At 63.5% G+C, this 25,272-nt stretch carries 19 protein-coding genes, 1 tRNA gene and 1 pseudogene; 12 read left to right on the top strand and 9 right to left on the bottom strand.

Going from position 1 to position 25,272, the window contains the following annotated elements; translation table 11 throughout:
• A partial coding sequence (locus FFS08_RS22800) for a DUF885 family protein (protein WP_137871860.1) occupies positions 1–624 on the top strand: 624 nt, incomplete at its 5' end.
• A 202-nt stretch (positions 625–826) separates the two neighbouring features.
• A complete protein-coding gene (locus FFS08_RS22795; protein ID WP_502702071.1) occupies positions 827–3,640 on the top strand; it encodes a TonB-dependent receptor in 2,814 nt (937 codons plus the stop codon).
• Between the two features lie 64 nt (positions 3,641–3,704).
• Here FFS08_RS22795 and FFS08_RS22790 read toward each other — a convergent pair whose 3' ends face one another.
• Together FFS08_RS22790 and FFS08_RS22785 are read right to left on the bottom strand one after the other, a co-directional pair.
• Positions 3,705–5,039 (bottom strand): MFS transporter, encoded by a 1,335-nt coding sequence (locus FFS08_RS22790; RefSeq protein WP_171012779.1) that lies wholly within the window; start codon positions 5,037–5,039, stop codon positions 3,705–3,707.
• 40 nt (positions 5,040–5,079) lie between these two features.
• The gene (locus tag FFS08_RS22785; protein ID WP_171012778.1) at positions 5,080–6,309 is read right to left on the bottom strand and encodes a TetR/AcrR family transcriptional regulator; all 1,230 of its coding nucleotides are present in this window, start codon (positions 6,307–6,309) and stop codon (positions 5,080–5,082) included.
• Between the two features lie 119 nt (positions 6,310–6,428).
• Between FFS08_RS22785 and FFS08_RS22780 the strand changes: the two genes are divergently transcribed.
• Both FFS08_RS22780 and FFS08_RS22775 read left to right on the top strand, forming a co-directional pair.
• A complete protein-coding gene (locus FFS08_RS22780) occupies positions 6,429–8,732 on the top strand; it encodes a TonB-dependent receptor (protein WP_137864883.1) in 2,304 nt (767 codons plus the stop codon).
• Between the two features lie 12 nt (positions 8,733–8,744).
• Positions 8,745–9,614, top strand: a complete 870-nt coding sequence (locus tag FFS08_RS22775; RefSeq protein WP_137864882.1) for a tyrosine-protein phosphatase — start codon at positions 8,745–8,747, stop codon at positions 9,612–9,614.
• A 61-nt stretch (positions 9,615–9,675) separates the two neighbouring features.
• Here FFS08_RS22775 and FFS08_RS22770 read toward each other — a convergent pair.
• From FFS08_RS22770 to FFS08_RS22750, 5 genes and pseudogenes are all read right to left on the bottom strand, one after another.
• Positions 9,676–9,761 (bottom strand) — tRNA-Leu (locus FFS08_RS22770).
• Between the two features lie 133 nt (positions 9,762–9,894).
• Positions 9,895–10,329, bottom strand: coding sequence for a DUF805 domain-containing protein (locus tag FFS08_RS22765; RefSeq protein ID WP_137864881.1), 435 nt, complete (start codon positions 10,327–10,329; stop codon positions 9,895–9,897).
• Positions 10,330–10,403: 74 nt separating this feature from the next.
• Positions 10,404–11,036 (bottom strand): annotated as a pseudogene (locus FFS08_RS22760) (ATP-binding protein); the annotation flags it as partial.
• 937 nt (positions 11,037–11,973) lie between these two features.
• Positions 11,974–12,243, bottom strand: a complete 270-nt coding sequence (locus FFS08_RS22755; protein ID WP_137864880.1) for a hypothetical protein — start codon at positions 12,241–12,243, stop codon at positions 11,974–11,976.
• Between the two features lie 357 nt (positions 12,244–12,600).
• The gene (locus tag FFS08_RS22750) at positions 12,601–12,819 is read right to left on the bottom strand and encodes a hypothetical protein (RefSeq protein WP_137864879.1); all 219 of its coding nucleotides are present in this window, start codon (positions 12,817–12,819) and stop codon (positions 12,601–12,603) included.
• 380 nt (positions 12,820–13,199) lie between these two features.
• Between FFS08_RS22750 and FFS08_RS22745 the strand changes: the two genes are divergently transcribed.
• Both FFS08_RS22745 and FFS08_RS22740 read left to right on the top strand, forming a co-directional pair.
• The gene (locus tag FFS08_RS22745) at positions 13,200–13,961 is read left to right on the top strand and encodes a Fic family protein (protein ID WP_171012777.1); all 762 of its coding nucleotides are present in this window, start codon (positions 13,200–13,202) and stop codon (positions 13,959–13,961) included.
• Positions 13,958–14,449, top strand: a complete 492-nt coding sequence (locus FFS08_RS22740; RefSeq protein WP_137864877.1) for a hypothetical protein — start codon at positions 13,958–13,960, stop codon at positions 14,447–14,449. The genes FFS08_RS22745 and FFS08_RS22740 overlap by 4 nt, the downstream gene beginning before the upstream one ends.
• Positions 14,450–15,035: 586 nt before the next feature.
• Here the strand turns inward: FFS08_RS22740 and FFS08_RS24380 are convergent.
• Positions 15,036–15,167, bottom strand: a complete 132-nt coding sequence (locus FFS08_RS24380) for an integrase core domain-containing protein (RefSeq protein WP_137864888.1) — start codon at positions 15,165–15,167, stop codon at positions 15,036–15,038.
• A 75-nt stretch (positions 15,168–15,242) separates the two neighbouring features.
• Here FFS08_RS24380 and FFS08_RS22725 point away from each other — a divergent pair, with 75 nt between their 5' ends.
• The 4 genes from FFS08_RS22725 to FFS08_RS22705 all read left to right on the top strand — a co-directional run bounded on the left by FFS08_RS22725 (position 15,243) and on the right by FFS08_RS22705 (position 21,871).
• Complete coding sequence (locus FFS08_RS22725; RefSeq protein WP_249341271.1) at positions 15,243–15,980, top strand: hypothetical protein; 738 nt, start codon at positions 15,243–15,245, stop codon at positions 15,978–15,980.
• A complete protein-coding gene (locus FFS08_RS22720) occupies positions 15,977–18,244 on the top strand; it encodes a hypothetical protein (RefSeq protein ID WP_137864875.1) in 2,268 nt (755 codons plus the stop codon). The genes FFS08_RS22725 and FFS08_RS22720 overlap by 4 nt, the downstream gene beginning before the upstream one ends.
• Before the next feature lie 857 nt (positions 18,245–19,101).
• Entirely contained in the window at positions 19,102–19,548 is a 447-nt protein-coding gene (locus FFS08_RS22710) for a hypothetical protein (protein WP_137864874.1), read from the top strand.
• Between the two features lie 367 nt (positions 19,549–19,915).
• Entirely contained in the window at positions 19,916–21,871 is a 1,956-nt protein-coding gene (locus FFS08_RS22705; protein ID WP_137864873.1) for a lantibiotic dehydratase, read from the top strand.
• A gap of 272 nt (positions 21,872–22,143) precedes the next feature.
• On the opposite strand, the gene FFS08_RS22700 is transcribed toward FFS08_RS22705, so the two are convergent.
• A complete protein-coding gene (locus FFS08_RS22700) occupies positions 22,144–23,040 on the bottom strand; it encodes a LysR family transcriptional regulator (protein WP_137864872.1) in 897 nt (298 codons plus the stop codon).
• Between the two features lie 111 nt (positions 23,041–23,151).
• On the opposite strand from FFS08_RS22700, the gene FFS08_RS22695 reads away from it, so the two are divergent.
• Positions 23,152–24,102, top strand: a complete 951-nt coding sequence (locus FFS08_RS22695) for an alpha/beta hydrolase (RefSeq protein ID WP_137864871.1) — start codon at positions 23,152–23,154, stop codon at positions 24,100–24,102.
• A 68-nt stretch (positions 24,103–24,170) separates the two neighbouring features.
• On the top strand, positions 24,171–25,133 hold the full coding sequence (locus tag FFS08_RS22690; RefSeq protein WP_137864870.1) for an alpha/beta hydrolase: 963 nt from the start codon (positions 24,171–24,173) through the stop codon (positions 25,131–25,133).
• The last annotated feature ends 139 nt before the right edge of the window (positions 25,134–25,272 follow it).

Below are 25,272 nucleotides of genomic sequence, written 5' to 3'. Positions count from 1 at the left end.
GCGATCACGGATGCGCGCGAGGAAGCGGAGGGCAAGCAGGGCTATCGCACCATTCCCACCCCCGGCATGGCAGGGGCCTATTTCCCCGACCTCGCGCGCATCCGTGATCGCCCCTCCTGGACGCTGCCCGCCGTCGTCCACCACGAGCTCTTGCCCGGGCACATGATCCAGCTGCCCATCGAGGCGGCCGCGAATCCGCATCCGTTGCGCATCGAATATGCTCCGGCCTTCGCCGAAGGCTGGGCGATCCATGCCGAGCAGCTGATGGCGGACCGGGGCGCCTTCGCCGGCGATGACCGGGCGCTTCTCGGCCATTTGCACTGGCTGCTGTTCCGCATCGGCCGAGGACTGGTTGACACCGGTGTCCATATCCGACAAGAAACGCTGGCACAGACGAGCTACAAGCTCGCGACACTGCAGGGAGAGGCGGCTTACTTCGCGCCGATGGCGCAAGATATCGAGCGAATCTGCATTGAACCCGCCATGCGCGCCGCAGAGGCGCTCACTTGGCTGGGGCTGGCCCGTCTGGGGTCCAACGCGCAGCGCAACGGACCGGAATCGCTCAGGAAATTCCATCGCGAGCTGCTCGCCGACGGGCGCAGGCGCTTCGCGATGATCGCATAGCGGTCGGCAACGGCCGGCCGAGAAACAACAGAGCGACGGGCGAGCGTCCGTCGGGAAGCAACAGAGAGCTGGCGCAAGCCGGCCGGAATGCCGGGCAAGCCGCAGGGCGGCAGGACCCGGAAACACTGACCATGGGAGAATTGGGATGCGTAACGGGATTTTGAGGCGGAATCTGTGGTGTGCCGGCGTGTCGCTGGCCGTGATGGCCGGCGTCGGCATCGCGACTCCGGCGCTGGCGCAGGATACCGCGGCGGCACCTGCCGACACTGGCGTGCAGGAGCAGGACCAGCCCAATGACGGCGCGATTGTTGTCACCGGTTTCCGCCAGTCGCTCGACAAGGCGCTGAACGTGAAGCGCGGTTCGGTGTCGTCGGTCGATGCCATCGTCGCCGAGGATATCGCCAAGTTCCCGGACCAGAATCTGGCGGAATCGCTCCAGCGCATCCCCGGCATCTCGATCCAGCGCGATGCGGGCGAAGGCCGGGCGATCACCGTCCGCGGCCTGGGCGCCCAATTCACGCGCGTCCGGGTCAACGGCCTGGAGACCGTCGCCACCTCGACCGACGGCGCATCGGCCAATCGCGACCGTGCATTCGACTTCAACGTGTTCGCCTCCGAGCTGTTCAGCTCGCTCGTTGTCCACAAGACCGCGGAGGCTTCGCTCGACGAAGGCTCGCTGGGCGCGGTGGTCGATCTGAACACCGGCAATCCGCTTGCCGGCAAGTCGGGTTTCACTTTCGTGGGATCGGTCCAGGGCAGCTACAACGATCTCTCCAAGAACTGGGGCCCGCGCGTCGCCGGTCTGGTTTCGTGGAAATCGCCCGGCGGCACCTTCGGCGTCGCGGTCTCGGGCGCCTATTCGAAGACCGACAATCTCGAACTCGGCAACAATTCGGTGCGCTGGGCCCAGGCCACCTTCGACCAGGTCGACAGCACCAATTGCTGGACCACGGCCAATTCGGGCGGCACCTATGTCCCCAGCGCCGCCTGTTCCAAGGCGGCACTGGCCTTCCATCCGCGCATTCCGCGCTACGGCAGCGTCCGCCACGATCGCGAGCGCCTGGGCCTCACCGGCAGCGTCCAATGGGCGCCCAGCGACGCTACCAAGATCTCGATCGACGGCCTCTATTCGCGGTTCAAGGAGACGCGCGAGGAGAAGTGGCTCGAAGTGCTGCTCCGCTCGAACGAGCGCTCGATCAATGTCGTGAATCCGGTCTACGACGCCAACAACAACATGATCTCGGCCACGCTCAACGATGCCTGGGTGCGCACCGAGCATTATGTGCGCAAGTCGGACACCGAATTCTACCAGATCGGCGGCACCTGGGATCAGCAGCTCGGCGACGGCTTCCGCTTCACGGTGCTGGGCGGCATCTCCAAGTCGAACGCCGACATCCCGGTCGAGACCACGATCGTCCTCGACGACCGTGACGCGCAGAATTACCGTTACGACTACACCAACATGCGCAGCCCGGTGCTCAGCTTCGGCACCAGCGTGACCGATCCGGCGAACTTCCAGCTTGCCGAGATCCGCGATCGCCCGTCGAACGTCACCAACAAGTTCCGCACCGCCCAGCTGCGCACCGAATGGGATGTGGCCGAGGGCTTCCAGATCAAGTCGGGCGCGATGTATCGCCGCTTCGATTATGACGTGAAGGCGTTCCAGCGCGATACCGCGGTGTGCGGCAATGGCGGCCTCGACCTGGTGCTCAAGACCATCACCTGCTCGCCCACCTCGGCCTTCGGCCCCACGGCGGTGTACGGCTTCCAGGCGACTCCCGCCCTGACCGAGCTGGTCAACCTGGGCAATGCCGGCCAGCCGGCGGGCACCACCACCAGCTGGGTGATCGCCAATATCGACGCGGCCGCCGCCTATACCGGGCTCTACAACCGCCCGCTGCTGCTCGACGTCGGCAACAACCGCAGCGTCACCGAGGAAGTGAAGGGCGGCTATCTGCAGTTCGATGCCAAGGGCGAGCTGCTCGGCCTGCGCTACGCGCTCAACGCCGGCATGCGCTACGCGTCAACGCGGCAGAGCTCGACCGGCATCAACGGCACGCTGCCGGTCACGTTCGAGCGCACCTATGACGACTGGCTGCCGTCGATGAACATCGCGCTGTTCCCGACCGACAAGATCATCCTGCGCGGTGCCATCGCCGATGTGATGACGCGCCCGACACTGGGCAGCCTGACGCCGGGCGGATCAGCCGACGGCTTCAACTACCGGGTCTCGTTCGGCAATCCGAACCTCGATCCCTATCGCGCCACGGCCTATGATCTCGCGGCCGAATGGTATTTCGCGCCGCAGTCGATCTTCTCGGTCGCGTTGTTCAAGAAGGACGTGAAGAGCTTCCCGGTGAGCGCCACGCTGACCGGCCAGACCTTCACGTCGACCGGCCTGCCCGCTTCCGTGCTCTCCGCTTCCTCGCCGGCCTTCCTCAACCCGGCCCAGCAGGCCCAGCCGATCTGGACCGTGGTGACCACGGTCAACGGCACCGGCGCCTCGCTCAAGGGCGTCGAGATCGCGATCCAGGCGCCGTTCCGCTTCCTGCCGGGGTTCCTGAAGAATTTCGGCGGCATCGCGAACGCCACCTTCATCGATTCGACCGCAACCTACAGCCAGTCGGCGCCGGCCACGGCAGTGAACGCCAACGGCTCGCTGACACTGCCGAACCGGCCCTTCCAGTCGACGCTCTACGGTGTGTCGAAAAAGGCGTTCAACGCGACGCTCTATTACGAGGACAAGAAGTTCAGCGCGCGCGCCTCGGTCAGCTATCGCGGGCCCTATGTCGATGCCGGCTCGGGCACGGGCAACGTGTTCGAGGGCTATAACGCGATCACCAATGTCGACGCCTCGGTCCGCTACAAGCTCACCGACTGGATCGAGCTGTCGGTCGAGGGCACCAACCTCACCGACGCCTATCGCGACCGCTACACCGACACGGCCGCGAACCGGAACTATGAATATAATCATTTCGGCCGCACGATCCTGTTCGGCGCGCGCCTGAAGCTCTGATCGCCTCCGCGATCCCTCGGGGCCGCCGCATCACCCGATGCGGCGGCCCCTTCTTTTGGGAAGATCAGGCCGCCAGCGCCGCATCGAGCCGTTCGGCCGCACGGCCTTCGCCACTGCGATACAGCAAGGCGAAGGCAAGGAGCGCCGCCACCGTCGGCGGCAATGCATAGGCGGCGCGCACTGCGAGCAGGGCCCCGGCTTCCGCCGGCTCGCTCGGCGCGAAACCGGCCCAGCCGAGCGCGCCCAGCGCCGCGGCCACCCCCAGCCCCATCGCCAGCCGCAGCGTCACGTTGAACAGCGCATAGCGGCTCGACGCCCAGCGCTGGCCCTGCTCCACTTCGCGCCGGGTGATGTCGCCCACCATCGCGCGCAGCAGCATATAATCGACTCCGAAGACCAGGCTGCGCGCGATCAGCCAGAGGACCAGCGCGGCGAGCCCGCCCGCGGGCAGCAACAGCGCCAGCGGCGCCACCAGCGCCTGCCAGCCATAGCCGGCCAGCAGCACGCGCCGCTTGCCGAACCGCCGGCTCATCCGTGCCCAGAGGGGCAGCAGCGCGAGCGGCACCACGCCCTGGATCAGCATCAGCGTGCTCCCCCAGCCGCGCAGCGCGAGCGCCTGCTCGACGAAGAACAGGAAAGTACCGGCCGCAGCAGCATCCGCCATGCCGACCAGGCCGTAGAGGATCAGGATCCTTCGCATCTCGCGCGCGCGCACCATTCCGGCGAAGAGCGCGAAGGGATTGGCGACGCGCGTGGCCGAAGGGACGTCCGGCTCGCGGATCCGGCGGAGCACCAGCGCGACGGTGATCGGCGCGAGCAGCACGATCGCCGCGCCCAGCGCCCCCACCTGCGCCGCGCGCCCCAGGCCGAAGCCGCGCTCGAGCAGGCTCGGCAGCACCAGCGTGACGATCATCCCCGCCATCGCCACCCAGATCTTCGCGCCCATCACCCGCACCCGCTCATGCGCGTCGCGCGACAGTTCGAGGCCCCAGCCGCCATGCGGCGTGGCGATAAGCGTGTAACCGAGATGGAACACCAGGCTCCAGGCGGCGAGCGTCGCGATGCTCGTTCCGGGAACCGCCCAGAACAGCCCGAGCGCGCCCAGGCTGACCAGCGGCGCGCCCACCGCCATCCATGGCCGGCGCAGCCCGAAGCGCGTCGGGAACCGGTCGCTCGCCCAGCCGATGCAGGGATCGATCAACCCGTCGAACAGCCGCGCGGCGAGCAGCAGCATGCCCACCGCCGCGATCGGCAGCGCCAGCGTGGCGGCGAAAAAGGCGGGAAGATAGGTCCGCCAGGCGAGCTCGATCGCCTGAAACAGGATGACCGGCGAGGAAAGGACAAACAGGTCCACCCGGCTAAGCCGCTCGGTCCGACTCGATCCGATATCCCCGCTCACGCACCTCCTCTGGCCTAAGGGAATGACAAATATGCGACCGTCAGCCGCCGTCCAGGAAAGCGAGCAGCGCTTCGGTCTCGGCCAGGCTCGCCGCCTGGCGCTCGCCATCGGACAGCCCCCGATGCGCATTGCCCTGGCCGATCGCGAAGCTCGAGAAGATCGCCGCGTCGAGCGGCCCCACCGGCCGGTCGCGCCCGATCATCGCCTGCAGGAACAGCCGCGAAGTGCGCCCGCGCAGATACCGCAGCTGCGCGGCGAAGGGCGCGAGCGCCGGATCCCGCATCGCCGCCATCATCAGCTCGGACGTGGCGAGGCGGAACTCCTCCGCGCCCGGCCGCTCGCCCAGCCTGTCGAGCATGGCCCGCCCGTCGCTGTCCGTCGCCGCGGCAAGCTCGGCCTCGAGCTCGCCGGCCGGCACGTTGCGGCGATAGATCACTTCGAAGGCCGATCCCAGCAGCTCGGCGCTCGTCCGGAACTTGTGCGAGACCACGCCGAGCGTCAGCCCCGCCTCGGCCGCCACCGCGCGGTGCGTCACTCCGGCCACCCCGCCCCGCGCGACGATCGCTGCCGCCGCCTCGGCGATGCGTTCGGCGGTCTCGTCGCGCGCCTCCGGCAATGGCGCGGAACGCTGGGCACGATCGCGCGCCATGTCGCGCCAGGGCGCCTGGCCGGCCAGTCGACCGCCCAGCCAATTGCCCCAGCCGCGGCACAGTTCGTCCAATGCGGCTCGGTCCACCGAGCGGCGCCAGCGCATCATGTGCAGGAAGCTCTCCCCGTCGAACAGCCGCTCGGTGATCGTCGCGGTGCCGGGAATGCCGAGCCGGTCGCAGACATGGCCCCAGAACCCCGCCCACAGCGCGCGCCAGCGCTGCGCGGCCGGACCGTAGCGCGGATCGCGCGCGACCAGCAGCTGGCATTCGCGCCAGGCAAAGGCCAGCCCGCGCTGCCCCTCGCACCAGTCGTCGATCAGCGCGGCGAGCAGGGCGGGCAGCGACTCGATGCCGGCCGGCACATCGGCAAGCTGGTCCAGCCGCGCGCCGCACCATTCCGCCGCCAGCGCCTGAGCATGCTCGTGCGCGCATACATACAAGCGTTCGAGATCACCAAAATGGTGATAAATGGACGACGCCGGCAATCCCGTAGCCTGTGCCAGGCCGCGCGCCGAAATGGTGGCCTGGCCGCCCCCTTCCCAGGCACTTAGCACCGCGGCGATCCATTTCTCGGCACTTCCCCCCGCCTTGCCGGCAGCGGCGGCATCCCGACCGGGCATCCCGTTCTCCCCCTTGCACAGGGACGCCAATGCAGGAATGCGCGACTCCATACAAGCGTCACAGAAGATACATACAATCGTTCTAGTTGCCCGCTCGTCATCATCCCGAGGGGGCCATTATGGAACTGAACTTCAAGCACCGGTTGCGCCTGTCAGCCTTGTCCGGAGCCGCCGCATCGGCGCTGCTCCTCGCAACGCCCGCCTTCGCCCAGCAGGCCGCCGACGGCGGCGCCGCCACGGTCACGGCCGGCCAGGAAGATCAGAGCGGCGGCCTCGGCGAGATCGTCGTCACTGCCCAGCGCCGCGAGACCAACCTCCAGAAGACACCGATCTCGATCGCCGTGCTCAACAGCGAAGCGCTCGAGAACCGCCACATACAGACGCTCGGCGATCTCGCCGACGGCTCCGTCCCGGGCCTGCGCGTCGCCCCCTTCTTCTCGCGCAGCTCGGCGCTGGTGATCGGCATCCGCGGCGTGGGCTTCCTGGGCGACGCCAACCAGCCCGCCCGCGAGCAGGGCGTCGGCGTCTATATGGACGGCATCTATCTCGGCCGCGCCCAGGGCCTGGGCACCGCCCTTTACGACATCGAGCGCATCGAAGTGCTCAAGGGGCCCCAGGGCACGCTGTTCGGCCGCAACACCGAAGGCGGCGCGATCAGCATCGTCTCGAAGAAGCCGAGCGGCGAGTTCCGCGTCGATGCCTCGGCGGGCATCGCCAATTTCGGCGGCTACCAGACGGCGCTGCACCTCGACCTGCCGCGCGCGGGCAATATCAGCCTGAAGTTCGACGGCGTCATCCAGAAGCGCGGCGGCACCATCGACAATCCGATGGCGGGCCAGCTCGACTTCAACAGCTATGACCGCCGCGGCGCGCACGTCGCCGCGCTATGGGAGCCCAGCGACAGGTTCAGCGCGCTCTGGCAATTCGACGTCTCGCACGACGAGACGTCGCCCTATTATCTCCAGCTGCTCACCAAGGGCAGCCTGCCGCTCGCCCCGATCATCAAGCTCCAGCCCGAGCGTGCCGAGACCGGCCTGGTCGGCGTGCCGCTCCAGGCCAGCGTCGGCGACACCACGGGCATGTCGCTCCATCTCGACTGGAAGCTGGGCGGCGGCATCCGCGTCCGCTCGATCACCAGCTATCGCAAGCTGACCCAGAGCCAGTATGACAATGGCTCGGCGATCCTCTCGGTGTTCGCCCCCAACGGCAATTTCGCGCGCTACAGCCAGGCGAATTTCGGGCAGCACCAGTTCAGCCAGGAAGTGCAGCTGCTCGGCGAGCTGCCGCGCCTGAGCTTCGTGGCCGGCGCCTTCTACTACAACGAATATGTCGGCGATAACGCCTTCGCGCCCAATACGCTGAAGTTCAATGCCGACGGCACCGTCTATTCCGTGCTGCCCGCGCCGGTCTCGGCCACGCCGTTCCCCGACCGTGCAAGCATCGCCCGGACCGACAGCGCCGCGATATTCGGCCAGTTCACCTATACGCCGGCATTGCTGGGCGACCGGCTGCACCTGACGCTCGGCGGCCGTTACTCGCACGACAAGAAGACCGGCGAGCTCGACCAGGTCAACGGCCGGATCCCGACAGTCAACGGCGTCACTGCCGTGGTTCCGATGAACGTCACGTCGGATCGCGTCGATCCGCTGGTCAACCTGTCGCTCGACGTCGCCGACGGCGTGATGCTCTATGGCAAGTGGAGCACGGGCTACAAATCGGCCGGGGCCAATTCGCGCTCGCTCACCTATCGCGGCTTCGGCCCCGAATCGGTCTCGGAATTCGAAGGCGGCCTGAAGGCCAGCTTCCTCGACAACCATGCCCGCCTGAACCTGGCCGCCTATACCGGCACCTACAAGGACGTACAGATCGACTTCAACGCAGTCATTCCCGGTTCGAACCGCGGCACGCTGGAGACGACCAACACCGCCGGCAAGGGCAGGATCTCGGGCTTCGAGGCCGAGCTGACGGTGGCGCCGGCCAAGGGCCTCACGCTTTCGGGCAACTATACCCGCCAGCATATCCGCCTGCCCGAAGCGCCGAACCCGTTCGTCGCCGGCAATCCGCTGGTGCCGGTCTATCCGATCTTCGCGCCGAAGAATTCGGCAAGCGGCGCGATCGACTATCGCATGCCGGCGGGCGCCGCGACGATCGTCGCGCACCTCGACGGCAATTATGCGTCCGAACAGTACAGCTCGACCAGCGACCCGACGAAGAGCGATCCGTCGTTCATCGTCAACGGCCGCCTGGCGCTGACGGACATCGCGCTGAACGACGGCGCCGCGCGGCTCGAACTCTCGGTCTGGGCGCGCAACCTGTTCAACGAGCAGCATCTGTACCTGCGCAACACCAGCGCGGCGCTCGGCACCTATGGGATCTTCAACGATCCGCGCACCTACGGCCTCACCGGCACCATCCGCTTCTAAGGAGAACCCGACATGCGTTTCACCACTTCCTTCCGCGTGATCGGCCTCGCGGTCCTCGCTGCGGCCGCGGTGCCGCTCGCGGCCCATAGCCTCCAGCAGCAGGCCCCGGCGGCGCAGGGCGAGAATGCGCGGCTGCTCCCGCTCCAGGGCGGGCAGAATTTCCGCGATCTCGGCGGCTATCGCACCCATAGCGGCCGCACGGTGCGCTGGGGCGTGCTCTATCGCTCGGGATCGATGCACTTTCTGACGCCGGCCGATTTCGACTATCTTGCCACGCGCGGCATTCGCACCGTCTGCGACTTCCGCAGCACCAGCGAGCGCGGCACCGAGCCGGTGGCATGGCCGGCGGGCAAGGCCCCGCGCGTGCTCGCCGACGATTATGTGATGGACACGGGCGCGCTCGCGCCCCGGCCGGATCGCGCGCCGAGCGCAGCCGAGGCGAAGGCGACGATGACCGCCCTGTATCCGCAGCTGCTGAAGCAGTTCAACGGCCAGTATCGCCGCATGTTCGGCGAGCTGCTGGCCGGGCGGGCGCCGCTGGCGTTCAACTGCACGGCGGGCAAGGATCGCACCGGCGTCGCCGCCGCGCTGATCCTCACCGCGCTCGACGTCCCGCGCGAGACGGTGATCCAGGACTATCTGCTCACCAACAAATATTTCGATCCCCGCAAGGCGGTGCAGACCGACGACCAGGCCTCGCAGGCGTGGCGCAAGCTGCCGATGGACGTGCTCAAGGCCTATATGGCCGCCGACCGCGCCTATATCGAAGCGGTGTTCGCAGTGATGGACAGGCATCGCGGCGGCGCTGCCGGCTATCTGAACGACGAACTCGGCCTCAGCCCGGCGAAGCTGGTTCAGTTGCGCAAGGCCTATACGCGCTGACCGATATCCGGGCTGGCGGCGCCGCGCCGCCGGCCCGCTCGGCCCATCCCGGGAATTTCGATGGTACGGGTGGTCGGACTCGAACCGACATGTTGTTGCCAACGGCGGATTTTGAGTCCGCTGCGTCTACCATTCCGCCACACCCGCACGCCGACCGGCACGGGGCCATGGATCGACTTGAGCCCCCTATAGGAAGGCATTTGCAGGATTGCCAGATGCTAAGACGCCCTGTGGCGGGCGCCCGGCCGGGTGCCCGCCATGTGCACGGGTCCCAGCGGAACTAGCTGAAGACGTCAGCCGCCTGCTCTGCGCCATGCGGATCCTTGGGATCGTCGCCGAAGCGGTTCTCGCCCTTGGTGCCGGGCAGCAGCATGAAGACCAAGACGATCAGTCCCCCGACATAGGGAATGAAATTGAGCAGGCACAGCCAGCCCGTCCTGTCCTGGTCGTGGAAGCGGCGCACCTGCACCGCCAGGGCAGGGATCAGGATCGCGAGATAGAGGAGGCAGACCACAACCACCCAGGCCGTCTCCGCGCCGCTCATCTCGCGAGGCGCAGAGATGTCCTCCCGGGCCATCCCGCCCAGCAGGAAGAAGATGATTCCCCAGGCGAACGCCGCGAGGAACACGAACAATATGAACATCCAGTATTCGAGCCGGCGCGAACGGCCGGAGAAGTCGAAATAGCGCCTGAGCGGCATGATCATCCAGCGCATACATTCCCCCTTTGAAGGCATTCCCAGCGGAGCGCCCGCATCAGGGCACAAGACCGGCAGCGATACAATCCCGGTCAGCTTCGCGGCGCCTGGCGGCGATAGCTCAGCGCCTCGGCGACATGGATGCGCCCCACGTTCCCGGCACCCGCCAGGTCGGCGATCGTGCGGGCGACGCGCAATACCCGGGTATAGCCGCGCGCCGAGAGCCGCATCGCCTCGGCCGCCTGCGCCAGCAGCGCGCGGCCGGCTTCGTCCGGCGTGGCGTGACCGGTGAGCAGATCGCCTTCCGCCTCGGCATTGGTTCGCGCGGAAGCATCGCGGTAGCGCGCGGACTGCATCGCCCGCGCCTCGGCCACCCGCTCCGCCACTGCTGCCGATCCCTCCGCCGGCCGATCGAGCACCAGGTCCGCCGCGCTCACCGGCTGTACTTCTACATGCAGGTCGATCCGATCGAGCAGCGGGCCCGAGACCCTGGCCTGATAATCCGCCGCGCAGCGCGGCGCCCGCGTACAGGCGAGCGCGGGATCGCCGAGATGCCCGCAACGGCAGGGATTCATCGCCGCGACCAGCTGGACTCTTGCCGGGAAGGTCACGTGCGCATTGGCGCGCGCGACGCTCACCACGCCCGCCTCGATCGGCTGGCGTAACGAATCGAGCACCGCCCGCTGGAATTCGGGCAGCTCGTCGAGGAACAACACGCCGATGTTCTGCGTACGGCGGTGGGGTATCACGTAAAATTATGGTTATTTCAGAAACATTTGGACTCTCGCTTTAGGATCAAGCGCTCAGAAGAGTCTCAGTCGGAGTCTCAACTTAGAACGGTCGTCAGAGTTATAAAGCGCCACTGCACTTTATAACTCTGACGACCGTAACCGCCGAAGGCGGCTTTCCAGGCTTTCAGATTACGAGTATCCCGAGGTCATTCATCGGCGCAACTCCGACTCTTCAACCTCCTTGCGCCAGGCATTGGCTATGCAGTCATCCTCAAACCATCGGCCAATCCCGACGGTGGTATGTCTCAACCCCGGAGCGCGGCCAGCCGCAACCCACTGCGCCCGGGTGGCCGCCGCGTATGTCTAAGACTTGCCTAACAGTGGCAGCGCCTTGGACGTAGCTCAACGAATAACCGCCTCAGGCCACGTCGAATTGTTATCCTATCGGCAACATGTAGTGCGTAACCCCGCCCTTAACCCGCATCACTCCGATTTAGGATTTCGCGGGTTAAACTGGATATGCTGAAGCGCCCCGGCCGCCTGAGCCATAGCCGCAACGGCCCCGAAAAGTTCTGATAATTTGACCGTTACAGGCTCTAGATCGAAAGCTGGCCCGAGATTCTCCACATTGTCCACGCTGTAAGCTCTCAGCATCCAGACATTAGCCCGGACTTCCTTCGCAACTATCGCAACTATACCGAAATACACACGCATCGCTCAAACAGGCACGCTGGCGGCGGCTCGTCCGCGCAACGTGACAGCCCGATTCATGCCATCAATCGTTTCCCCGACATCGATCGGAGGCGCGAAATCTAAAATCACGTGGCGCGGCGTGGGCGAGAGGCGGGCATTTTTCGTGCCTTTGAATACTCGTTTGCAAGAATTTCTATTATGTCTGCTTTCTGGCTTTCGTTAACCACAGCACACCCCATTATGTAACGGCGCTGCGTTTATTCGCTTGAGGCTTCCTATGGCCGGTCGCTTCCCAGTGTTCGCTGCCATGGTTCTGTTCGATGTACAGTGGATATGGTCGACCACCCTCGCCGATGCACAGAACCTGTGAATCTTCACTCCAGATCTCAGCGCTCAGGTAAAGGTTGCGTACTTCGGTCGCCTCTTGCTCGATCATCAGTAGAACAATGCGATCTAGCGCCCGCTTGAGGCCGTTGATGTCGGGATTACCAACTACATGAATGATCACGCCGATCCTCCTCATCGTTGGGGCGGACCGGCGGAAGCCGGGTGTTCAGAACCTGAGCTCACGCCAAGGCGCCGCCGCCTTTAGGCGAAGCCTTGGACATGCACGACGGCCACCCGGCCACACGATGTGTGACCGGCCGTGAGCTCTGGGGTTCTGAAGCCCCGCCACCGGGATTTACCGGTGGCGTGCAGACGGTTACAGAACGAGATTCGGCGCGCAAGTGGCTTCATGGATTATCCGAGATCGTAAATCCAAAGGCTCCGCCGTCGTCATAGCGGTCGATCCTGACCGCGACCGCATCAATCTGGGCCTGTCGAGGAGCGGACGAAGGCGCCACCGCGCCGCTTGAGGAAGGGCTCAGTGGAAGTCATGGCTCCGCACCTTGATCATGTCCTCGGGATCGGCGCCGTTCGGGAAGGGCGGCGAATATAGGTCGCGGGGCTTCCAGCCTGGGTCGCCGCGGTCCGGTGAGCCTGGGTGTGTCGCGCCATCGCCGCGCCCTTGGGTGATCGGTAGGTCCTTGCCGCCGATCGAGCGCAGCATCGCGTCGCGGTCGACTACCTGGTCGACGATCACGTGGATGACCTGGCCTTCCTTCTGGAGGCGCCCGCGCAGCGACGGTCACGTCGCCAAACAACGCATTCAGATACTGCTCACACCGTAACCCGGGAGCGGTTCGAGCATCAACCTCCGCATTCCGGGACGGTGATTGTTACAGCCTTGGGAACGATCCTGAATGTCTCGCACCGGGTCGGAGGCGCCTTGGGATAGGCCCGCGCCCAAGCCTGCCGATCCGGATTGGCGATGTCAGAAATTAAATTGCCTGCGCGGGTGGTGGCGTGCAACGCACCTCGGCCGCTGCTTGAATGGGCGTCATTTCGGCAGTCAGTGGCTGAGGGTGGGGCTCGAACGAATTTATGGGCATTAATTATGGCGGAACCTCTCGGCGTATCGCGGTGCCCGACAAATTGGCGTTTCCTTCGCTGAATTCGGTCGGTGAGCTTGCCTTGCTGGACGTTGCAATTGCCGAGGTCGCGGCGCAGGCGAATGTCACGCAATGGCGGGATATTCGGGGGGCTCACGATTCAAGGGCTTGGCCGGCGGATGTTGCCGCCTATCCGGGTTTTGAGGATGAACTCCAACCTTACCTGAATCGGTCTTCCAGGCAATTTGATCGAGAGAAGGTGCTTCGGCGAGTAAAAACGGAATTTCAAGAGGCTAGGCGGATGATCGATGGTGGCCCAGGTTTTCCGGAGCGTTCCTCAAATTTTGTTGACTTCGCGTGCGAGTTGAATGCCCGTTTGGCGGGCGGAGGAGAAATACGGAAGGGGCGCGTTTTCATCCAGCAAGATATGACGGGAAATACCGTCGAGTTTCCCTCAGCTGCGAATTGCTTGCCGCTATTGCGCTCCGTCGGCGCCTTCATCGACGAACATCGGCTACGATATCCAGCCGTGAGTGCTGTGGTGGGGTTTCTGGCCGTTCTCCATGCTCACCCCTTTCCCGACGGGAATGGCAGGACCGCGCGCACCATTTTCAACACCATGTTGCGGACAGGTCTGAATTCAGGGCACTTCATGCCTCTGTCCCTGATAGCCCATCTCAGCCAAGGCGGTTTCATTCTCAAGATCAGGCGAGCAATGCACGGGGCTGAATGGATTCCGTTGACCCGGTGCTTTCGCGACGGGCTCACCGTGGGCTCACTCCGGGCGAGATGAAAATCCTGAAGGGGCTGGGCTTGTGGACCCAGGCTGAGCTTGACGCTGTCCAGATCCGCTCGGGTGGCCAATTCCCCGGCATTCGCGGTATGGAGTGGGATGGGGTGGCTGCAACGACCTGGTCAGCTACCGACCTTGCCGTCAATCGGAATTTCGCCTTGCTTGATTTCTCTACAAATCCAGACACCATGGATTTGCTCGTGCATGAAATGTACCACGTCATGCAATATAATAACAGTAATGTTGGACAATATCGCCTTTGGATCGGCGATCAGGCAGAGCGTCTCCTTGGAGGCAATACCTACACTTACACCGCCGCGGATTTGGCGCGGGCCATGACCCCCGCGGGCAAGGCATCGCTGAATGTCGAGGCCATGGCCCAAATGGCCGAAGACTATTATCGATTGAAGAGTAATCTCCCTGCAATGGGTGCCGATGGCTTTACACCTGCCGCAGCTGACTTGTACACGGCGATACTTAACAAATGACCATTTGCGTGTGAGGGAGATGTCGACATCTCCCTCCTCTCTTCAATCCTTTCCGACTGCCCCGATTCTGGCGGATCGGAAAGATGATAGTCGGATGGCTGGCATTTTCATGTATTATTTCATTATCAGCATAGGCGTCGCCATTCTTCTCGCGCGAGTGATATGCTCGAAGCTGAAGAATTCGCTGCCGACGATGAGCTCCTGGCTAATAGGCTTGGTCGGCGGAGCCTTCGTGCCAGTGCTTCTGGCTGTCGTGGCGGGGTGCCTGATAATTATGGAGCACGCCCGGTCCGCTACAGTTGTGACCGATACCGTTACGGCAGGGGGCATGCTGCTCATAATCGCGATATTTACTTTTCCATTCTCAATGGCTGCAGGACTTTTGGCGGCTCGCCGATAATAGCCGCCTCCGGAGTGCCGTTGGAGGCAGTGGCGTGGCGCCAGGCCATCGAGGTGCTCATGTCTCGAATAGAAGTGCCCGACATGTAGATGTCCGTGGTTACTTTCTTCAAATCCTCTGAGGCAGTTGACGTGCTCTGACGTGCTCCCCAAAGTTCCTCCAGTCATAATGACCTGCGCCCCGTTTTCAGGCCGCTGCTAAGTTAGCTTCGGTGTCTTCATGCCCGTGGCGGGGGCAGTTGATAAACTCGGCGGGCGCCATGCCGCCGAGGCTGCTGTGCGGACGCACGGTGTTGTAGTCCGTCCGCCGTGCTTGGATGACCCTGGCGCGTTAGGGCTCTCGCCTATACCCGACGGATTGAATCCAACCGCCTCTCCAACCTAGGCTCTGCAAGTGCGCAAACGCCTTTTTCTCGCCTCGCTCCTGGTGCTTGCCGGCTGCCATACTCAGCCGAGCAAGACTGCACCCTCGCAGCTGATCCTATGGGCGTGGGAGCGGCCCGAAGACCTGCGCTTTGCCGGCACCACCGAGATCGCACTCCAGACCGGCTTCATCGAACTGACAGGCGACACACTCAAAGCCCGCGGCCGCTACTTCCCGCTCAAGAGCAACCAGGCGCCCGCGACGATCGTCGTCCATGTCCAGATCGACCACGCAAAGCCGCTGCGCTGGTCGCCACAGCTGCGCGCCCAGTTGGCGGCAGCGGTCCTCCACTACGCGACCCTGACCAAGGCCCCGCGCGTGCAACTTGACTTTGAAGTGCGGAAATCCGAGCGCGAGATACTCCTCGACGCGCTCACCGACCTGCGCCGGGGCCTCCCCAATAACACCAGGCTCTCGATGACCGCGCTTGCATCCTGGTGCATGTTCGACAACTGGATTGAACAGGCACCCGTCGACGAGATCGTACCGATGCTGTTCCGCATGAAAAGGGACGGGCCGGCCATCGAGAAATCGCTGGCGGATGGCGGAGATTTCCGCAATCCTCGGTGCCGCGACGCCCTTGCGATATCGAGCGATTCCCTGATCGCCCGCGGACCGCCGGGACGGCGTGTCTACCTGTTCAATCCGCGCAGTTGGACGCCCGAGGCGTTCAATCAAGCGCAACGCGCAGCGGAGGCGTGGCGATGAGGCGTCTGGCGGCGGCGTTCATGCCGGTGCTTGCTCTTTGTGGATTGCTGAGCGGACCAGCCCTTGGATCTGGCGATCCGGGGCCCCTCACGATCTTCATCGATCGCCATGGCGGGACGGAGGCCGAGCGCGCCGCGCTATACAAGGGCCGCATGGGTGTGCTGCTCACCAATTCCTCCGACGGCCTGCTCTATCTTCAGTGGCGGCTGATGAGCGGGCTCGAGGTCGGCCAGGAGGCGGGCACCACACTCAACCGGAGCTGCTGTGGCTTGCCCACCATGGGCGGCGCGGAGGACGGCGTTGCAAGCTGGGCCAACGCCACGAAGCTGGTCCCCGGCCTGCCGCCTGCCTCGGTCTGGATCGCCACCGAGCTACGCGGCCCCAACTATACTAGCATCCCGAATTGCTTTCGCGATGCCTTCGATACCGCGGCAGCGACGCTGCGCGACCGGGTCGCCCGCTTCGGTGCCCACAACCCCGCGGTAAAGGCGTGGCTCGCCACCCAGAACGCCGTGTTCGAGGCATGCAGCAAGCCCGATGCGGTACTGCCCGCGGCGATGCCCAATGCGCCCGCCTGGTTGCACGCGGACCGCTTGTATCAGGAAGCCGCCTTCGCGCTCTACAAGGGCCAGAACGACGATGCGTTCAACCGCTTCCAGGCGATCGCGCACGACAAGACATCGCCCTGGCAGCCCAAAGCCCTGTACCTTGCCGCCCGCACCCGGCACCGTGAAGCGCTTGCCCATCCCTCGCCCCAGGCCTTCGCCGCCGCGCGCGCGGCGATAGCGCCCCTGCAGGCACAGCCCAATGCCTATGGATATGACCAGGTCCACGGCATGCTGCGAGCGCTCGCTTTTCGCGATCATCCAGACCTCCTGTTCAAGAAGCTCGACGAAGAACTGCAGGCCAAGGCCCCGGTCGCCGATCTTGCAAAGGGCCTGCGCGACTATGTGACGCTGAGCACCAGGATCACGCCGCGCCCCGATCTCGCCGTCTGGCTCGCCACGTTGCGCTCGGGAGCGCGCGACCAGGCCTTTGCCCATGCAACGGAGCGTTGGGCAGTCACCAAGAAGGTGCATTGGCTCGTTGCCGCACTGGCGCTGGCGCGTACCGGCGACCCACAAGCCCGGACGCTAGCGGTTGATGCGGCTGCAGTGCCCAAGGACAGCCCAGCCTGGCTCACCGCACAATACCACCAGATGCGCCTCACCTTCGCGAGAGACGATGTTGCCTCCCTTCGAAAACGCGTCGATGCGATCCTCGCCTCGGATCTGTCAAGCTCGGACCACAACCTCTTCCTCGGCCTGCGCACCCAGCTTGCGACAAGCCTGCCCGACCTGATGCGCCATGCACTCCGGCGAGCCTTTTGCTCGGAGGCGCCGGAGAATTGCTTCCAGCCCGATTGGATGCGCTACGATGGACGGCTTGCGCTCACCGGAAAGAGCAAGGTTCCGGTCGCGATCGGCCCCGAGGCAAGCGCAATCCTCGACCGGCTGCCGCTGCGCCTACGAATGGAAGCGAGCGCCACGCTGCCGGAGCCGCTTCGCCTCGACCTCGCGCTCACCAATTACGGCCGCGCAGTGCAACTCCAGGACAATGCCGCGATCGATCGGCTCGCGGGCGAACTTGCCACGCTGCTTCCCGTGATCCGTCAGGAATGGCTGACGATCCGCCGTACAAGGCCCGGGCCGGCCAAACGCTTTGCCGAGATATTCGTACTCGCCAAGATTCCCGGCGTGGCACCCGACCTGATCGATTATACCCGCCCGCAAGGCACGGTGCGCGCATGGCAGGGAAGGTGGCGGGACTGGGTGATCCTGCCGGCGCCGGCGCGCAATCCGGTCGCTCCGCCGCTCCCCTCCTTCTACAATCAATGGGACTATTGGGCGGCAAGCTACGACAACTCACAACCAGACCTCGCTTGCTACGGCTATTGCGGCGCCGGCGACTTCCCCCTGCGCCTGCCGCAATTCGCAGCAGCCAGCCAAGCTCAGGCGCAGACCGAGCGCAATCGTCTCCTCTTCTACAATGACGAGACCAGGGCCGATCTGCCGGCGGGCAGCGTCGCCGCCTGGGCCAGCCTACTCGATTATGCGCGCGCCCACCCCAAAGATCCACGCTCGCCCGAGGCACTCTACTGGCTGATCCGCATTACCCATTGGGGACGCGCGCACGACCGGGTTGGCTACCAGGCCTTCCGGCTGCTGCACACGCGCTACCGCGGCTCGATCTGGACCAAGCGTTCGCCTTATTATTACGACTAACGTGAGACTCATGGCCTCACCAGCCTTGGCCAGTACAGCACCTGCCGCGCTGCAAATCGCGCCAAAGCAACCGGATGCGGGCGAGGCCGGGCGCGTGCCAGGCAAGCTTTGTCAGGCTCTATTGCAGGCGATGCATATCGATCATGGCCACCATCAAGCTGATGCCTGACTTCAAGAAGGTCAACGAGGTGGTGCGGCCTGGGATGAAATAAAGAACTAGGAACTCATACGGCAGGTTTCGGGGTCATGGGAGTTGCGATTGAACGGACGAAATTGGGGCACGTAGCTGCCAACGGCACCGGCGTAGGGGGACGACGACTCAATGTAGCCACGGACTCTCGAAACTATCGCAGCTGGGCTGCGAGATAATCTCTGACGGCCTTGTCTGCCTGCGCGCTGGTGATTGTCGCCCGCTTGGTCACCGGCTTCAACGAAGCAACCATTAGGAATCGCCGATTCGGCAATGCCCGCGGGGAAGCGGCGGCTTGCACCGAGCTGATTCCGATCCCGCGAGGAGTACTCGTTGCCACCCTCCCCGGCCAACTCGGCGAATGGTGTGAGCACGCAAATGCCTGTTTGACGTGCAAGTTTTACCGCGCTGACAGCGGGGACATCGAACACTTCCGATGCGAGCGTAGGAACCTCTACAGCGCGATTGAGGCGCTTGAGGAGGAAGCTCGCGCCTACGAGGATAGGGGGCAGATGCGAATGGCAGAGATCACTCGCAAACGCATCACTCGCAATAAGGACGCCGTTCAGAATACTGATATTATCGTTCGGTCAATCGAAACCGAAGGGTGCTATCAAGGCAACGAGCAACGGTATAAACCCGCGCCCCCTATCCAAGGGGTTCTGTTATGAGCAACGGCGCAGATAGGCGATCCGCCGCCCTAGCCGAAACGCGGAGCCGCCGCAGCGCCGACAAGCGGCTTGCCGTTGAGGATGCGATTGGACGTCTGCGCGAAACTCGCCAGGCTATCACGTTCGTTTCCGTCGCGCGTGAAGCGAGGGTTAGCAGGCAGTACCTGTATAACAACTTCGCATCCGAGATCGGAGAGGAGCGCGGCGAGACCCGTGCTGAAATGTCAGTGATCAATGGGGTGACAGTGCCCTCGCGGACGCCGGAAGAATATCGGCATATCGAGGCTGCTCTGAGGAATAAGGTTAACCGTCTTGAGGAACAATTGAAGGAAGTCCGGGCGGCTGAAAGAAAGGCTATACACTCCGCTGAGCGCGAGCGGGGCAAGGCGGAGCATTGGCGCTCTCTCTACGCGACCGCCCTCTCGCGACATTCGGGCAATTAGGACTCCCGACAGCGCAGAATTGCCTATGCTCAAACAGCTCGTGCACTACGGCCATCGCCAAGGGGCGTGTTTGGGCGCAAAACGAAACCAGATAGGGACAAAACTGACCGCAGCGAATATTTACACCGTTATGGCTGCATCCTGCCGATGTCAGTTGATCACCCCGGATCGCGCAAGTAGCTTTGCCACGACGGGGAGAAAAGTATGCGTGCAATCCAAGGACTTGCCCTGGCTTATTTTGGCCTGGGCGCGCTCTTCGCGACCACCGTGGCAATAGGCGTATTTTCCCGATTCGCCAGCGAGGGTACGTTTCTCCGGCCCTGGATATTGCCACTTTGCATCGCGACTGCTTTCGGCGCCACGCTCGTTGCGAGGCTTCAGAAGCGCCACGTTCGCGAGCTCTGATCCAAGCCGCTGCCTCCTAGAATGGGCCGCTCACGCCAACAACGCGCTCCCACCGAGACCTGCCTGGCTCGCGAATCACCGCGCGCTGCCTCGAAGGCAGACAGACATCGCAAAATTCTCGTCTACGCATTCCTTTCCGACCACTGCGGCCGCGCTTGGATCACTCTTCCTGCAGGACGATGGCGAACTCGGGTTCGATCTTTCAGGCATATATGGCCCCCCTGCCGGAACGCTGCTGGGCCGTTTCGGCTCAGGGAATCCGCAGCTCGCGTCGCGCCTTGCGGATTTCCAGCGCCCGGCGGAATCTGATGATCGGCCGATTGTCGCCGAAATCGTCCACATGCCGGAGGGCCGCGTGGGCAATGTGGTCATCCGCCCTGTTCTTAGTGAATTTGAGATCGCGTATCTGGGAAGTCCCGGCGTGGCGGCGGATCGGGTCCTGTCACCCCGCGACCTTGAGCTATCGTGCGCCGCCGGCACCGTATTCCTGTGGCACAAGCCAAGTGGCCGCCAGGTCGTTCCGCGGTTGAGTAATGCACATAACTTCGACAACGCGCTCAACCTGCCGATCTATAGATTTCTTGGAGCTTTGGGGCGGCAAGGCGAGCCGATCGTTGGATGGAGCTGGGGCGCCATCGGTTCGACTCTCTCTTGGACCCCGGAAATCACCTATCAGGGCGTCAGGCTCTCTCGCGAGCGCTGGACACTCTACCCGGTCGAGGTGAAGAAGATCGTCAAGGAGGGAATAGCGGCGCTTCGTGTCGTCCAAGGCCAGCGCGGTATCCCAGAACAGATTCGAGTCGTCGAGGGCGACAACTTTCTGGAACTCGATCTACGCCACAATCTCGATCAGCAATTGTTTCTCGATGCCGCTCGACGGCGGCCGTCGCTGCAAATCGAACGTGCACCCGGGACAGATAAGATCGTTGTGCATGACCAGTCTAGCGCACCCAATGCGAACGAAATCGCCATTCCACTTCGCGCTCCGCCCAGGCTGGGCGCGGTTGCGCGCCGAAGCCTGGGGGGCGTTGCGGAAGATGCCAAGAATTGGGCGCCTGGGTCGGAATGGCTCTACGCCAGAATCTATTGCGGCTCCTCGACAGCGGACGAATGGATTGCGCGCCACTATCCGCGGTTCGCGCAATTTGCCTCGAGCGCTGGCGGGGAGAGCCCGTTCTTCATCCGGTATTCCGAGGGCGGATCCCATTTGCGGGTCCGGGTGAAGGGCAAGCCGGAAGTGCTGTGGACCGATATCCGAGCCTATTTGGAAGCGGACCTCGGAGAGCTGTTGGAGAGCCGCGCAGTATCAGCTCTCGAATACGGAACCTATCAACCTGAATATGATCGATACGGAGGTACAGCAGGAACGGGCTATTGTGAGTCCATATTCGCTTTGGATAGCCTTGCTACCGCACAAGCCCTGGCCGGCTTCGGGCGGCGCGCAGACCGCGAGGAGCTTCGCTGGCAATTCGCCCTGCAAAGTATGACGAGCCTAGCCCAAGCATGCACAAGCGATCTGGCTGAGTGTGTCGACGTGATGGAAGCCATGCGCGACGGATATCTGCTGGAGTTCGGGCTCAAGGTTCATGATCTTGATCCGCTCGTACGCGAGCACAGACCTATCGCCTGGAAGCTGCTGTCTGGAGATGAAAGGTTCGAGTGGACCGACGCCTTGGACGCACGCAGCGCGGGGATCAGAAATTTCCTCGACAGGGCGCAATCGAATTCTGTCTCATTGGAGCGCGGGACTGTACACTCCCTGCTTCACATGTGTGCCAACCGAATTTTTCCGGACATGGCGAGGTTCCATGAACTCGTTCTGCTCCAGATCGGAGCCAAGGTCCTGCGGTCGATCGCCGCAAAGAACGGAAACCCTTTGCCGAAGCAACGCGAGGCCTTGCTGGCGCGCACAAGCTAACCCAACCTGATTCTGGAGCCCGGCGAGATGATAAAAGTCTCTGGGGCGTCGAAGGCAGCCTGGCCGCTCGCGACAGCGCACAGACGTCGTGGATCGGCAAAAAATCGCACGCCCGAGGCAAGCCGAGGTCGCCGCCCCTCCCCGCCAATGGCTCGGCCTCCTCGGCTTGCCGACCGGCTGTCGTGTCGAATCAGCCCCGCCGCTTATGGGCCGGTAACGGACAGTCCGATCCTAGCTGGTATTGTGAACAAGCTGCCGTTCAACTGCATTGCTCAAGGGGAGCGATAACGAAGCGTCTCGAGCAGCAACTTGAATGCAGCCGAGGCAAAGCGGCGATTGGGGTAGTAAAGATGGTACCCCGGCAGGTCTTCGGTCCATTTGTCCAATATTCTGACGAGGACTCCGCTTTCGATGTCGGCACTCACCTGATCGAGCGGCATATAGGCCAGTCCTAAGCCGTCGATCGCGGCATCGTGGATTTGAGCGAGCGCATTGAAGACCAGCTGCCCTTCGACCTGGACGCGGAGCGTGCGCCCGCGCTGGCGGAAATTCCACCGGTTGAGCGTTCCCGACGTCGGCAGCCGCAAATTGATGCATTGATGGCGAACCAGTTCGTCGGGCGTCGCCGCTGGCGCATACCGTTCGAAATATGCCGGAGAGCCCACGACCGCCATGGGGATATCCGGCCCGATCCGTACCGCAATCATGTCCTTGTCGACCGATCCGCCAAGCCGGATGCCGGCGTCAAAACGCTCAGCCACAATATCGGTCAGCCCATAGTCGATGATGACCTCCACACGAATGTCGGGGTGCCCCGGAAGCATCCTCACAAGTGCAGGCCGCAAGATCGTTGCCGCGGCATGCTCTACCGTCGTGATCCGGATATTGCCTGCGGGCTTGTCGCGGTATTCGCTGAGCGCATCGATGCTGGCATCGAGATCGCGCAGCATCGGCGATAGGGTTGCGAGAATGCGTTCGCCAACCTCTGTGGGCGCCACGCTGCGCGTTGTCCGCGATAGCAGCCGAAGCCCGAGCCGCTCTTCGAGCCTCCGGACGACCTGGCTCACGGCCGACTGAGAGAGACCGAGCCTTGCGGCGGCCTTTGTAAAGCTCTGCTCTTCGGCGACCGCAACGAAGGCAGCGAGATCAGCCATCTCCTCGCGGCGCATTCATCACCTCATTTCTAGGCTCATGCAGTTTTTAGCGGCTAATCGACTGAATGGCGAATCGCTAAATTGCCTGCAATGCCGCCTCCGGGGCAGCACAGCAGGAGTGAACCGATGAGTAAAATCAGCTTCGCCAACTCGAACAACGGCACGATCACCATGGCTGCCGTGATCGAATTTCCCAAGGGCTTCGACGAGAGCCGCAAATACCCCACCATCGTCGTGTCGCACCCCGGCGGCGGTGTGAAGGAACAGGCTTCGGGCCTCTATGCGAAGAAGCTTGCCGAGCAGGGCTTCGTCGCCATCGCCTATGACGCTTCCTATCAGGGCGAGAGCACGGGCGAGCCCCGCCAGCTCGAGAACCCCTATGTCCGCACCGAAGATGTCAGCGCCGTGATCGACTACCTGACCGGCCTTCCCTTTGTCGACGCCGACCGGATCGGCGCGATGGGAATTTGCGCCGGTGCGGGCTACACCGCCAATGCCGCAATCAACGACCAGCGCATCAAGGCCGTGGGCACGGTGAGCGCAGTCAACATCGGCTCGATGTTCCGCAACGGCTGGGAAAACAACATCAAGGACACCGATGCCGCGCCAGTGATCGCGATGGGAGACGACGCACGCAGCAAGGATGCGCAGGGCGGCTCGCCCGAAATCTTCCCGCTCGCGCCACTTAGGGAAGAAGATGCCCCGAATGAAGAACTGCGCCAGGCATGGGAGTACTACCACACCCCGCGCGCCGAATATCCGACCGCGCCCGGCTATATGACCGCGCGCAGCCTGTCCCAGATCATTCCCTATGATGCCTACAATAAGGCCGAGGCCTTCCTGACCCAGCCGCTGCAGATCGTAGCGGGGAGCGAGGCCGGCAGCAAATGGATGAGCGAGGATCTGTTCGAACGTGCGGCCAGTACCGACAAGTATTTTCATGTCGTTGAAGGCTCGAACCATATGCAGCTTTACGATGGCGAAGCCGAGGTCAACGAAGCGATCTCGGTGCTTGCACCTTTCTTCGCCAAACGGCTCGCCCTGACCCTCACCCCCGAAATCGAAGCCGCGGAATAGATTCTAGATTCGAACGGCTCCGCCGAACCTTTGGCGGATGGAGCCGTTCACGCGCAGAAGGAACGATCATGGAAACCGTCAGCATCCGTAACCCCGGCATGTACTGGGATATCGCCGCAAATCTCCACTTTCCGCCCGATTTCGATGCGACAAAGCGCTATCCGGCGGTGGTGTCAAACCATCCCATCGGCAGCTGCAAGGAGCAAACCGCCGGGAATGTCTATGGCGTGCGGCTGGCGAAGGCCGGCTTTGTCGTGATCGTGCCCGACGCCAGCTTTCAGGGCGGCAGCGGCGGCGAGCCGCGCTGGATTGAAGACCCGGAGCAGCGGGTGAAGGATTATCGCGACGTCATCGATTATCTTCAGACGCTGCCCTATGTCGATGCCGACCGGATCGGCATCCTCGGCATCTGCGGCGGTGGTGGTTATTCGATCAAGGCCGCAGTCGTCGACAAGCGGATCAAGGCGGTGGTCAGCATCACTGGCGTCAATTTCGGGCGACTGTTCCGCGAAGGCTTCAGCAACTTCGATCCTGTCGGCACACTCGAAGCCATGGCCGCGCAGCGCACAACTGAGAACGCGGGCACCGAGGATCGTGTCGATATCTTCCTGCCAGCGAGCGTCGAACTAGGAAAGGCGGCGGGCATTACCGATATCGATGTACTGGAGGCAACCGATTATTACCGTAATCGCAGTCCGGCCGAAGGCTCGGGCACGCGGATACTCTTCTCGCGCGCTGCCCCCGCGATAGCCTGGGATGCCTTCTCCTTTGCCGAAACTTTGCTCACCCAGCCAATGATGCTAGTCTTTGGCGACAAGCCCGGCGGTTTTGGCGCGTATCGTGACGGCATGGAAATCTACGGCCGTGCCGCCTCGAAGACCAAGGAACTCGTCGTAGTGGAAGGCTGGTCGCATTACGACCTCTATGACAATCCCGTGCCTACCGGGATTGCACTCGATCGCCTGATTCCCTTCTTCAAGGACCGTCTCGGCGAAGCCGCGATCACGCGGGTGGCCGAACCGGCAGAGTAAATTGAGCGGCGCGCAGGCTTGGACGAGGTGACGTGCGCCCCTGATTGTTACCACTCAGAGGTAGAGTCCGGCTCCTTCATGATGGTTGGTTGATGGGATGGCAACGTGCCTGGGGGCATGCCCCCAGGCACGTTGGCCG

It is taken from the genome of Sphingomonas sp. 1F27F7B, from assembly GCF_005503355.1.
GTDB lineage: Bacteria > Pseudomonadota > Alphaproteobacteria > Sphingomonadales > Sphingomonadaceae > Sphingomonas.
The sequence above is the reverse complement of the archived record's forward strand: the minus strand, read 5'-3'. Positions and strand labels throughout refer to the sequence as shown.

Excerpts from the sequence above, each read along its gene's own strand:
- FFS08_RS22740 (WP_137864877.1), top strand. The coding sequence starts at position 13,958 with ATGAAAATCCTGAAGGGGCTGGGCTTGTGGACCCAGGCTGAGCTTGAC.
- FFS08_RS22710 (WP_137864874.1), top strand. The coding sequence starts at position 19,102 with ATGAGCAACGGCGCAGATAGGCGATCCGCCGCCCTAGCCGAAACGCGG.
- FFS08_RS22690 (WP_137864870.1), top strand. The coding sequence starts at position 24,171 with ATGGAAACCGTCAGCATCCGTAACCCCGGCATGTACTGGGATATCGCC.
- FFS08_RS22720 (WP_137864875.1), top strand. The coding sequence starts at position 15,977 with ATGAGGCGTCTGGCGGCGGCGTTCATGCCGGTGCTTGCTCTTTGTGGA.
- FFS08_RS22795 (WP_502702071.1), top strand. The coding sequence starts at position 827 with ATGGCCGGCGTCGGCATCGCGACTCCGGCGCTGGCGCAGGATACCGCG.
- FFS08_RS22780 (WP_137864883.1), top strand. The coding sequence starts at position 6,429 with ATGGAACTGAACTTCAAGCACCGGTTGCGCCTGTCAGCCTTGTCCGGA.
- FFS08_RS22700 (WP_137864872.1), bottom strand. The coding sequence starts at position 23,040 with ATGCGCCGCGAGGAGATGGCTGATCTCGCTGCCTTCGTTGCGGTCGCC.
- FFS08_RS22695 (WP_137864871.1), top strand. The coding sequence starts at position 23,152 with ATGAGTAAAATCAGCTTCGCCAACTCGAACAACGGCACGATCACCATG.
- FFS08_RS22775 (WP_137864882.1), top strand. The coding sequence starts at position 8,745 with ATGCGTTTCACCACTTCCTTCCGCGTGATCGGCCTCGCGGTCCTCGCT.
- FFS08_RS22785 (WP_171012778.1), bottom strand. The coding sequence starts at position 6,309 with ATGCCCGGTCGGGATGCCGCCGCTGCCGGCAAGGCGGGGGGAAGTGCC.
- FFS08_RS22765 (WP_137864881.1), bottom strand. The coding sequence starts at position 10,329 with ATGCGCTGGATGATCATGCCGCTCAGGCGCTATTTCGACTTCTCCGGC.